General features: G+C 54.1%; 10 protein-coding genes. 3 read left to right on the forward strand and 7 right to left on the reverse strand.

The window, feature by feature from the left end; genetic code table 11:
- Positions 1 to 942: 942 nt before the first annotated feature.
- Complete coding sequence (locus C484_RS02205) at positions 943 to 2,169, reverse strand: Cdc6/Cdc18 family protein (RefSeq protein WP_049914983.1); 1,227 nt, start codon at positions 2,167 to 2,169, stop codon at positions 943 to 945.
- A gap of 1,453 nt (positions 2,170 to 3,622) precedes the next feature.
- On the opposite strand from C484_RS02205, the gene C484_RS02210 reads away from it, so the two are divergent.
- Positions 3,623 to 4,846, forward strand: a complete 1,224-nt coding sequence (locus C484_RS02210; RefSeq protein ID WP_275040104.1) for an MFS transporter — start codon at positions 3,623 to 3,625, stop codon at positions 4,844 to 4,846.
- A 48-nt stretch (positions 4,847 to 4,894) separates the two neighbouring features.
- On the opposite strand, the gene C484_RS02215 is transcribed toward C484_RS02210, so the two are convergent.
- Entirely contained in the window at positions 4,895 to 5,983 is a 1,089-nt protein-coding gene (locus C484_RS02215; RefSeq protein ID WP_006824350.1) for a TrmB family transcriptional regulator, read from the reverse strand.
- A 311-nt stretch (positions 5,984 to 6,294) separates the two neighbouring features.
- Here C484_RS02215 and C484_RS02220 point away from each other — a divergent pair, with 311 nt between their 5' ends.
- Positions 6,295 to 7,056 (forward strand): FkbM family methyltransferase, encoded by a 762-nt coding sequence (locus C484_RS02220; RefSeq protein WP_239640907.1) that lies wholly within the window; start codon positions 6,295 to 6,297, stop codon positions 7,054 to 7,056.
- A gap of 74 nt (positions 7,057 to 7,130) precedes the next feature.
- Positions 7,131 to 8,252 (forward strand): hypothetical protein, encoded by a 1,122-nt coding sequence (locus tag C484_RS02225; RefSeq protein WP_239640908.1) that lies wholly within the window; start codon positions 7,131 to 7,133, stop codon positions 8,250 to 8,252.
- Positions 8,253 to 8,656: 404 nt separating this feature from the next.
- Here the strand turns inward: C484_RS02225 and C484_RS02230 are convergent, their stop codons facing one another.
- The 5 genes from C484_RS02230 to C484_RS02250 all read right to left on the reverse strand — a co-directional run.
- Entirely contained in the window at positions 8,657 to 8,902 is a 246-nt protein-coding gene (locus C484_RS02230; protein WP_006824353.1) for a DUF7127 family protein, read from the reverse strand.
- Between the two features lie 190 nt (positions 8,903 to 9,092).
- Positions 9,093 to 9,455, reverse strand: coding sequence for a hypothetical protein (locus C484_RS02235; protein ID WP_006824354.1), 363 nt, complete (start codon positions 9,453 to 9,455; stop codon positions 9,093 to 9,095).
- A 195-nt stretch (positions 9,456 to 9,650) separates the two neighbouring features.
- A complete protein-coding gene (locus C484_RS02240) occupies positions 9,651 to 10,181 on the reverse strand; it encodes a DedA family protein (protein WP_006824355.1) in 531 nt (176 codons plus the stop codon).
- A 69-nt stretch (positions 10,182 to 10,250) separates the two neighbouring features.
- Complete coding sequence (locus C484_RS02245; protein WP_006824356.1) at positions 10,251 to 10,730, reverse strand: metal-dependent hydrolase; 480 nt, start codon at positions 10,728 to 10,730, stop codon at positions 10,251 to 10,253.
- A 146-nt stretch (positions 10,731 to 10,876) separates the two neighbouring features.
- A partial coding sequence (locus tag C484_RS02250) for a lysylphosphatidylglycerol synthase transmembrane domain-containing protein (protein WP_006824357.1) occupies positions 10,877 to 11,351 on the reverse strand: 475 nt, incomplete at its 5' end.

Below are 11,351 nucleotides of genomic sequence, written 5' to 3' on the forward strand. Positions count from 1 at the left end.
CGGTGAATGCTAATGCACTCACACTAAATGGGTCCACGTTCGGTGAGCGGCCGCGATCGTGAACCGATCGGGCGTCACCGAACTACCAAGGCTCACATCAGACCACATCTTCTGGCGGACCAGAGGGGTGCAGTCCTCATCTCCTTCTACTATTTTGTAGACCCCGGTTCATACTTAAGGCCTACGAACTGCGTCCTCAAAGAGAGTGAGTCTCAACCGTGTCTAATAGGGACACTCTCAACGAGAACAGATAATGTCGATGGGCGGAGAGATGCAGCGTGTACTGAAACTGATGACCACGAGAGGAACTTCTACCAGTTTCAGCTCAGTTGGAAAATCCTAGACACGTCACAGATACACGTGGCCCTTGGATAGCTCACTGCTCTCTGCTGAATTCATTACGGTACGCTTTCACTGGGAGTACTCACACTCGCGAGTTCGTTCGTGATGCTTCGCTCTCATAGCCCCTAGAGGTTCCGTACAATACCGAGACCGGCGTCATGACGAGTTCGCGCTCAGGATCGATTCGACTACGCGTATAGCGGCGAGTATTTTATCGCCCGTTTCACCATCTTATCGAGTCCTCTCGACGTTCTCGAACAACTTTCCTCGCGTCGCAAAAGAGGGATAGTGAAGAATCGTCTTTCCTCGAGTTCACGCTGAGAAGAGATGGGGACACCGGGTTTCCGGTGAATAGCGGGACTGCACCCAGTGAATAGATTTCTTTTGCGCGCGAGCTAACACACCGTGTTTCCGGTGAAATGAGGAGGGGAGATACGCCGACTGAACGGGGGATGCCTGCTCCCATAGAGACTGATCACACCGGGTTTCCGGTGAATTGTGAGTTCGTCATCGCCGAATGAACTGAGCTTCCGGATGACGAACAATAGTATAGAGAGTAACGGTAACGATCCCAGTAGATTCTACCCTACGTACGCTGCCTTACGACACCGTCTCAGCAAGGACATCGCGGACGACTTCCGGGTCCTCCAGGAGCGTGTGTTCTGTATAGCTCCCCTCGGCACTCCCGCCGCTATGCCTAGATTGTTCGAGGATGTCCAGAAACGCGTGTTCTTTCAACAGATCTCGAACGCGACGAAGCGAGAGCGTATCCGCTCCCTCCTGCCGACAGATTTGCTCATACACATCGTACACGCGTGTGGTTCGAAAGCCATCGGTCTCATCTGCCGCATCACTGTATGCACCCTCGGGGTTGTGCTCAAGAGACAGCACTGTCAATGCCTGGAGCACGTATCGAGAATGCGGTGTCGACCCACGAATGAGTTCACGGAACCGATCGACTTCCGCGCGCTCGCGCGCTTGCACGACGAACTCTTCTCGAACGGTCTCCGCTCCCTTGGCCTGTGCGATCTCCCCGGCATACCGAAGAATGTCGATTGCCTTTCGCGCATCACCGTGCTCTCGAGCTGCGAGCGCCGCTGCACGCGGAATAACTGCATCCTCGAGTACTCCATTCCGGAACGCATCGTTTCGTGCAGCCATAATTTCGTTGAGTTGCCCTGCATTGTACGGCGGAAAGACGAACTCGCGCTCACAGAGACTCGACTTGACCCGCTCGTCCATCCGATCTTTGTACTTGATCTTGTTACTGATGCCCATAACACCGATCTTACAATCGGTTACCTTTCCCGCCTCACCCGCGCGCGAAAGTTGCATAAGGATCGCATCGTCCTCGAGTTTGTCAATCTCGTCTAAGATAATCAACGTGACATCGTATTTCTGGTCGAGAATTCGCCAAAGTCGCTTGTAATACGTCGCCGTACTGATCCCCTTGTCTGGAATGTAGATTTCCGTCTCCTCCGTGTTAACTGAACTCGCGATCGTCTGAACAGCCTGCGTTTCAGTTGTATCCTGTGCACAATCAACGTAGGCAAAGACGGCATCGACACCTTCCTCCTCGGCCGTGCCAACGAGTCGTCGAGAAACGTACTTAGCACAGAGCGACTTTCCGGTTCCAGTCTTGCCATAGATCAGCACATTACTTGGACTCTGGCCGAAAATCGCAGGATTGACCGCATTTGCAAGCTGACCGATTTCCTCGTCACGTCCGACGATCCGGCCTTCATCCGGGAGGTGGCTAATTTCGAGGAGTTCCTTGTTGACAAAAATTGGATCCTCCCGAATAAAGAGATCGTCGGAATCAGACATACCTTGGACACCGTGTTTCCGGTGAAACATCTTGAACGTTTCGTCACTGGTGCGGAGAGCGATCAATATGCAGAGAGACGGGCAAAGACAAAAAAGAGAGCTACCACGGAGACACACACACCGGGTTTCCGGTGAAACGGGTGTGTTGGTGCAGAGTGGTCCAGATGAAATAGGGGTAGGTTGGATACAATGTCAACACTTCCCGAACGATAGAGCCACAAACAGAGATAGGTAAAGAAAGACACCGAAACAGGTAAAAGAGCAAGAAGAGGCGTTCCAACGATGAAGACAGGCCTAACTCGAAGTTCAGTAATAAGAGGTTCAGCTATCAGAGGAGTTCAGTGCGGAACGCCAAACGGAAAGAGTCGACATCAGAACGGATAAAGCGGTATTTTCGACTGGAAAAGACTACCTTTTGGCGACGATGTCTTCTTTATAGTTTGCGACTGAATCAATGGACTTTACTCAGGTGTTGTATATAAAACCATCTGTTTAATGAGGGAATACTTCTAGTTCCCTCCCCGTTCTGGATTCCTATTTCACCGGAAACCCGGTGTGTGTCTGTAGTGGTAGCAGAAACTTCCGTTGGGAGTTCAGTAGCCGGTTGAACATCTCGCTTCGGAAGAGTTCTGCTCAGATTGCCGGTCAGAACAGCAGTCACTCCACTCTATTCTTGCATTTCACCGGAAACCCGGTGTGTGCGTCTCGGAACTCCGCTTTCTAGGGGACTTGCTGATAGTCGGATGCTCATACTGCTGGACAGCAGTCAATACGAGACTGTTTCTCTTGTCGGCCGCTGAGCGTCCCATTATAATCTCTCTGGACACCTGGTTTCCGGTGAAAATCGCGGCCAACCACTGTGTAGTCGACTCTCTCCAGCGTTCTCTTCTGATCTTGTAGTGTTCTTTCTTCTCTGAACTCGTCTTTTCCGCTGTGCTACAAACCCTTTTAAGCTTGATCTCCTTCCGAGTCTGCTCTTGGAGCGATCCTATCCCGGTGGGATTCCACCGGAAATCCGGTGTGTTGTTGCAATGATCTCATCTGAGAGTTGCTATCGACGATCAGCAGCTATCAACTTTGATTAGTGCACTGCCTCGGGGTCAAGTGGTTCGAGACGTTGGCGTCTCGTCATCACGGAAGAACTCCGCTCTCTCGAACGACCCCGGGGCACTTGCCTTGAACCACCTGTAGAAACAGGAAGCCAGCAAGAGTGGGGTACTGATTTCTGGGAGTGGTACTGGTTGCTGAGAGTTCAGTTGATTCCGCTATTTATTCCTCATACGTGATCTTCGCGAGCCCGATTTGGATTCATGACCTCGATGAATCCGTATCAGGACTCACTATCATTTTGGCAAACTGCCGTGGTGATAGAGCTAGGGACGGCGCGGTTAACAACGGGTGTTGTTACTAATGTTGACAAGTCTTATTGGCGTGTATTCCTGACCAATGACTGATGGCTTCTCGAAAAAACGGTTCTGACTCGGTAGTAGGGGCCCTCACTATCTCAAAAGAAGAATCTTCACCTCGCCGAGCTCGTCTTGCGAATTCGATTATCTTCGGAATCCTCGGAGCAGTTTTCGCGACTTGGGCAGTTCGTATTCCTGCCGTGAGTTCTGCGCTGTCCCTTTCGGAGGGAGATATCGGAATCGCACTGCTTGGACTTGCAACCGGAAGCATCATCGGACTGGTAGCAAGCGGTATTCTCGTCTCTCACTATGGTGGGCGACACGTAATCCGTGGTGGACTCGCTGTCTATAGCCTTACACTCGTGATTATTGCGCTCGCTGATGGACTCGCCATGCTTGTCGGCATTCTCCTCGTCTTCGGCTTTGGAAAGGGGCTGATCGATGTCGCAGCGAACGCTCAGGGCGTCCGAATCGAACAGTCCTATTCAGGGCAGATCATGGGTAGCTTCCACGCACTATTCAGCGGTGGTGGGCTGGTCGGCGCAGGACTCGGTGCGGTCGCGACGAGCTTGGATCTCTCTGTCCAGACTCATTTCATGCTCGTAGGGGCTTCGTTCCTCACTATTGGAGTTGTAGCAAGCCTGTGGCTATTCCCAAAGGACCCTGACACAGATACTGGGCCAACAGTTACACTGCCATCCCGGAAACTCATTGGCTTTTGCGCTATCGGCTTCTGTGCCCTGTTCATCGAGGGTGTCGGTAATGACTGGAGTGCTGTCTTCCTCGAAACCAGCGCGCATGCTTCCGCAACGATCGCTGCGCTCGGCTTTGCAGCGTTCTCTCTTACGATGATGGTTGGACGATTTCTCGCCGATTGGATCGTCGACTGGGTTGGTCCAACACAATTCATTCGCCTCACTGCAGCCGTAGCCGCTACCGGCGTTGCAGTCACGCTTCTCGCCCACCCAGTCCTCTCACTGATCGGGTTCGGTATCCTCGGACTCGGTCTAGCCGGCATTATGCCGGTTGCGTTGAGCCTCGCCGGTAATTTCGATCCCGATTCTCCGACGGAACCGGCAATCGCTGCAGTCTCGACCGCAGGCTATGCCGGATTCGCCGTCGGTCCGGTTGCAATTGGTCTCATTGCAGAGACGACATCACTGCGCACGGCGTTCGTCCCTGCCCTCGGTTTGGCAGTTCTCATCGTCGTGTTCTCCGGGATTGTCCCGACGATTACCCGCGCTCCCCGCGACAGCGAAACAACCGCCTGACCCACGGCGAACTCGTGTGTCGTTCCTTGCGAACCGTCGTCTCAGTACTTACGAACCGCTGGCCTCAGTCTCAACCTGATCGATCGTGAAGCGTTTGGCAGCGATATCCTCGATATATGCACCGCGCCCGCCAACGGTATAGACTGTTTCAGTCGTCTCAAACTGAATCTGGGCTTCAGCAGCGAGTTTCAGGAGTGATGTGTCCTCCGTCTCTGATCGAGATCCGGTATAATTGACGGCAACGAACTGGCCAGTAAGTTGACACTCGCGTCCAGTGGTCGTATATTCCCCAGTAATCTGCCCCGTTACTCTCTGTTCCGCTTCGATGAGTGGTTCGATAGCACGAATACATTCGGTAATTTCGACGAACGAGTACGGGGGGTTGTCGTTCCGATCGGTATAGATCGGTTCGTATACTTCCCAGAGACGTGTCAGGTAGTACCAATGGAAGACGTATGCAGTCGTGTAGTCATCGATGAGAACGCCGTATTCTTGCGGGAGTCGATTCGGCGTCGCATAGCACGCCCGCTCTCGATCAACTAATACGAGAAACGGCCCTGAGAGTTCACGATGGCGAACTTCGGTACAGACGCCTTCGAACTCGGCTTCTTCGACGGTGAAAGTGTCGTCCTCTGGCAGATACAGCGAGAGGTGGATGTGAACGTCGCGGTCGTAGGCGTCCCGAAGTAGCGGTTGAAGGGTGGTAAATTGGCTGGGCGTCGCGGCTAGCTGAATGTGCTCGCAAGCGTCTGTGATCGCATCACGCGCGTGGTCGAAGACGGTTCGAAACCGCTGGACGAGACTGACGTTCCCGTCGCGTCGTTCGGGTTCCTGGTATCGGGTTTCGATTTCGTCGATGGCGGATTTGTACTGCTGGATCGCTGTTTTGATTCCAGTCAGGGCCTTCTGTGGATCGTTTGCCCGCGCATACAGGCGATCCTGATCGTAGACGGTAACGTATCCCAGCTCGTCCAGTGTCCGGAGGACATCGTAAATCCGTGGTTGAGGCACGTCACTCGCCGATGCGAGTTCACTTGCGGACGTAGTGCCCAGTTCGAGTAGAGTGGCGTATGCAGCCGCCTGGTATGGAGACAATCCGGCGTCTTCCAGGACAGTGAGTAATTCATCAGTCTCCATTGACGCCAGCAGATTGTCCGGGCAGACGTATAAACACCCGCACGGAAGCCGTGATTAGACCCGGTATTGCGGGTTCGGGTCGGCTGTTCATCGTTGGTACCGATCGCGCTGGAGACGGATAGACCACAAACAAACGTCAACTACTGTGCGTTGCGCTCCATCCGTCGCTAACCGCGGTTTACTGATTGTGCGAACACTGCGACTGACTGTGCGAATGCTTGCCCGTGTTTTTTGGCGCTCTTCGGCGTGGACTTTTGCCTGAGAGCCGCCGTGACAGATACACAATCGTCGGTATTCTGTGCCTCAAGACTATGCATACCGCTGTTGACCAACTAGCGTCTGAAGCCCAAACCCACCTCGAATGGCGATATCTTCAGACGAGACACCGATTAACCGGTAATACACACACGAATACTGTTGCCGGCGTTTCGGCGACGTTCTATACGGAGACGTTTCGGGAATATCTCCGCGCCAGAGACTATCAAAACGAATCATTTCTCATTCACCGGCTGCTTGATGAAGTGGAGCCGACAGACGTCTTTTGGGACATCGGTGCGAATATCGGGACACACTCGTGTTATGTTGGGCAGCGTGTTTCGGACGTAATTAGCATCGAGCCCCATCCGTTGACTGCGTTGCGGCTGGTGGAAAACTGTCGCATGAACGATGTCGATGCGACAGTACTCGAGACGGCACTGAGCAATGAATCGGGGACGATCGAACTCTGTATTCCGGATCGGTTCGACGATGAACTCGGCGTGGGGACGTTCACAACGAGAGACCACGACGATGCGAATACCGTCTGTTCTGCGCCAGTTATGACCGGTGATTCGGCGCTAACCGAACATGATCTCCCTCGCCCAACAGTGATGAAAATCGACGTTGAGGGTGCCGAATATGACGTTCTCCGCGGGTTTGAAACCGCACTGGAATCGTGCCGAGCGATCTTCTGTGAAGTACACGAACGGTACGTCGATAGCGATCCCATCGTCGACCTTCTAACCAGCAACGGGTATACCGTGAAACTGCTCCGGACCCGCTCGCGAGAGACGCAACTCGTTGCGAGGAACTAGCGTCTACGATTCGATCTGGAATCGTCATCCGTCCTCCGAACTCTTATTGGACACTCTCGTATACCCCTAAGAAGATGGGGACGCAACAGTCGCGATCGAATCATCCCGAAATCTCTGTCCACGAACTCTTAGAACGAAGCGCACGCTCTGCTCTTCACTATCAGCGAGATGATGGATCATTCCCACCAGGGCGGAATTACGCGTACGATGAGCCCGAAACTCCGGTCAGAACGACGGCACATTGGTTGACGACCCTTTCAACGGTATACGAAATCACGGGTGACGAGAAATACTACCAGGCGGCGGATCACGCAACTGATTTCCTTCTCCAGAAATCGAACCGGCCCGATGGGTATACGTTCTATTGTCGCAAGACGGACGAGAAAGACGCCTGTAATGGCTTGGTTGGTCAGGCTGAACCGATACGAGCGTTATCTCTGGCTGGGGTACTACTGGGCCGACAGGACGCTAGTAGCACCGCTGAAGAAGTCTATTCGATCCATCCGTTCAACGAACAGGTAGGTCTGTGGGAGCGGATCGAAATCGACGGCCGTTCGCTGTCGTTCGACCGGACGATGAACCATCAGATTTTGTTTGCGGGGGCTGCAGTTGAACTCGTACCGGAGTCATCCGAGATAGAGGACGACCTTTGGCGGTTTCTTGATGGGCTTCGATCGAATCTCCGCGTTCACAGCGACGGGGTGATTAAACATTTTATCAGGCCGACTCCCCGACGCTCGGCTACACTCATACTACGGAACCGACGATATTGGCACCTTCTCAGAAATGAAGTGCTCTACCACGTCTACTCTCACTCACAGAAACGGTGGCTAAAGGAACTCTCCTACCAACCCGTCAATTTGCATCCGCTGGGCCGCCTCTACGATACCTTTCCGGACCATCCCCTTTGGACGATGGACAAAATCGAGAACGCCCGCTCAGTTCTCAAATCCGAGGCGAATCTGTCCAGGATGACTGAGTTATCTAGCGGGAGTGTTCTCCCGGGCATTCGATCGGCGTGTGCACTATCCTATTTCGAAACCGATGCAGACGAACTGGTACCACGAATCGAGCGTGACCTCCGCTACTACTTGGATGAAAACTATTTGTTATCTAACGGAGACGTGAACGCATCAAACCTCTCTTCGACGATCTCTCACCTAACTGACTTCCCGAATAAACAACTCTTTGAATGACCCATTCTCAGATCGAACATCGCCCATTCATCCGTAGATCATAGATGTGTGTGTGGATCTCTCGGTGCTGTCATTTTCGATGCCAACCGCACGGTCGAATCCAGGTTGAGATATGATATAATCACTCAGGCACCTGACTGAGTGCTTGTGGTAGTTCCGCTCCCACACTCGTGTGTCCGTTTTGACCTGAATTATACCGTAGCCGCTTTCGATCACTACGGACTTGGGCGGGCTCGGTCCGAGCAACGATTCCTGTTCCCTGATCGGGTCCGGTCCGAGCGAACTCTGCGGACTATCTTGACCTTTAGTGTTCAGCGGAAATCGCTATTCCGTTTGAACGATCGGACGTCGACTTCCACCGGAAACGCGGTGTGTCTGTGTCTCCGTCGGTGGGCCACGATCGATTATGCCGTAATCGTCAGGACGCCATCGTTGACTACCACGTCGTTTGCATCTGCGGGAATGCTGAACTCGAACTGGGACCCATCGACGACAACGATCGCCGTGTCGCCGACGATGTCGAGTGTTGGTTCGCCGGAGATGGGTCCGAAGTCGACGGCAATAATCTGTTCTTCGTCGTACTGTCTGTTCGTGATCGTAATATCATCCTGCTCGCCTGCGGCGGCCTCGAGTTCAGGTGGTGTTTCCATGAGGGATACTTGGAGGCGAGTGGTCGTAAGTCTCGTGCACGAACTTGCTGCGTGAGCGGTCGATAAGACGGTGTCGAGACAGGGGGCAGCGAGCAGAGACCGTCGTAGAGTTGTTGTGGTGGCGGTCTCGAATTATGAGTGTAGTTGTTGTGGTGCGGTCTCGAGTTGTGAAGGCTGTTTCCGACGGTGGCTATGCGATGAGGGCCAGTAGTGGTTCGCCCAAGAGAAGTAAGAGGATGTTATTGATAACGAGGAGCGTATAAAGGGAAGCGACGGCGAGAGTGAACTGAATGTCGTATGGATCCGAGAGGATGTGTCCGATGAAGACGATAAGGAGTGCGTATAGTGCTGCTGCAAGAGGGACACCGGCCAATCCGAAGATATTGAAGAAGAGAACAGTAATCGGATTGAGTTCGGTTGCATAGGGGACGACGAAGAAAAGCGTTGCAGCGACCATGTCAGTAAACCACAGAAAGAGGACAGTGATCCGTAGCGGTGGGGAGTCTGGCGGATCGAGTTCAACTATCTGTTGGGGAACTGTGTCGACTGCCATTAGTGGAGACTAGCGATAGTCGAAGTTACATTTGACCTTGCTTACGCTACTGAGAACAGTTCACATGGATAGTATGACTACTAGTGTATGACTGCGTTGGAGGGCTTCGGTACGAGAGAACCGTTTTGGGTCGGCGGACCAGAGTGGTTCATCGGCGTTGCTGGGAATGGGGTTGCAATACGATATCGGTTTGTATTAGAGTGCGAGAAGGTAGCCGCCGAACAGGTAGAGGATAGCGAGTATTGTCTGGAACGACAACGAGCCGATTGCAGAGAGGAGGACGAACGAGCGACTATCCATTTCGGAGAGGCCGGCAGGAACGGTAAGCAGGCCGCGGACGAACAGCAATGTATTGCTTCCAGCGACGGCAAGGGCACCCCAGCGATCGAACCAGGCGTCGAAGCGGTCGAGCCGTGATTCTGTGAGTGGAAACCATCGTTTTTGGATGATGTAGTCTCGGCCGGTATGGCGGGCGAGGACGAAGAGGCAGAATTGGCCGATGGTCGTGCCGACGACGGCGATTCCGACGATAGTGAGAGTCTGGGGAATCGACGAGCCGATCAGGGCGAGTGCGGCGGGGACGACGAGTTCACTGGGCATGAAGCGCAGTAGCATTGCGCCTTCGAGGAGGCAGAGGCCAAACAGGACGACGAACGCGAGATCGGAGGCGAAGAGTGACTCGAGCCAGGTTGGTGTCTCCTCGAGTTGCACGGGATACGGCTGCATTGGGTGGCTGTTGGAGGTCTTGTAGGTAAGCCTTAGTGGTGTCTTTTCAGATTATCTGGTAACTGACAGCTACAACGAGTGACTGAGCGTCACTATGAGGGATATACTCAGTGCAGCGGTTCCAATGAGGAGAACGACGCGATTGATGTAGCTATTTTTCGATTTGAACCAGTTGAGCGTCACGTGCTTGCGCGTGAGTGGGCTAAGTGGGGTGAGTCCCATGGGGGTGACGATGTCGCCGGCGAGGTGTGCGAGGATACTGGCGGTGCCGACGACGCAGCCAAACATGAAGACGGATCGAGTGGGGGAGACGACGAGTGCGGTTCCGATTCCGGCGACGATGCCGATAAGGATGGCAAACCAGAGTGTGTGTGTTGGTCCGCGGTGGTGGAGCCAGGGGAGGGGTTGATCGATGTCCGGCAGGTTTGCAACGGCGATGGCGATGACCGCACCCAGAATGGCGAGTTCGAGCGACCAGGTTCGTGCGACGAGTGGGACGAACGGCGCATATAGCAGTGCGTTGAATCCGGCGTGGCCTCCACGATACATAGCGGCTCGGTAGCAGCAGTTGGGGGCCGAATGGGGATTAACGTCTCGGTTGTTGGGGGTCGGCGATTCCGTAGTCTTGGAGCCGGAGTTGTGTGGCAGTTGTGTGACAGCGGTGATGGTTGTGGGCGTCTCTCTGTACCGGAGAGCTACCGGAGCGTGCGAACGCCGAACGCTGAAACCGAGAGGCCGCCGATTACGACCGGCATCCAGTAGATCGCGCCGCGGAAGATAAGGACGGCTGCGGTAACGACTGGAGCCTCAATACCGGTTGTGGGAACGAGAAGCGTGACGAAGGCGGCTTCGATACCGCCGAGTCCGCCCGGCAGTGGCGCGGCACCGGCCAGATTGGCAAGCGGGATGACGAAAAGCAGGACAGAGAAGGGGGCGTTGGAGCCGAGCGCGGCGAACGCTGCGGTCAGTGCGACTGCCTGTAAGACCCAACCAGCGAGCGAAAGACCGACGATAGCGGTGAGTCGCCATCGATTGGTTGCGACGCGGTCGACGTTTTCGAAGAATCGGCGCATGCGTTCGGTGAGGTCGGCTTCGAACTGCTTGGCGTTGAAGCGAACAAATCCGAGCCGGCTGGCGTACGGAGCGACGATATTGCTCAGATCGGAAGAG

The sequence above is a fragment of the Natrialba taiwanensis DSM 12281 genome (assembly GCF_000337595.1).
GTDB lineage: Archaea > Halobacteriota > Halobacteria > Halobacteriales > Natrialbaceae > Natrialba > Natrialba taiwanensis.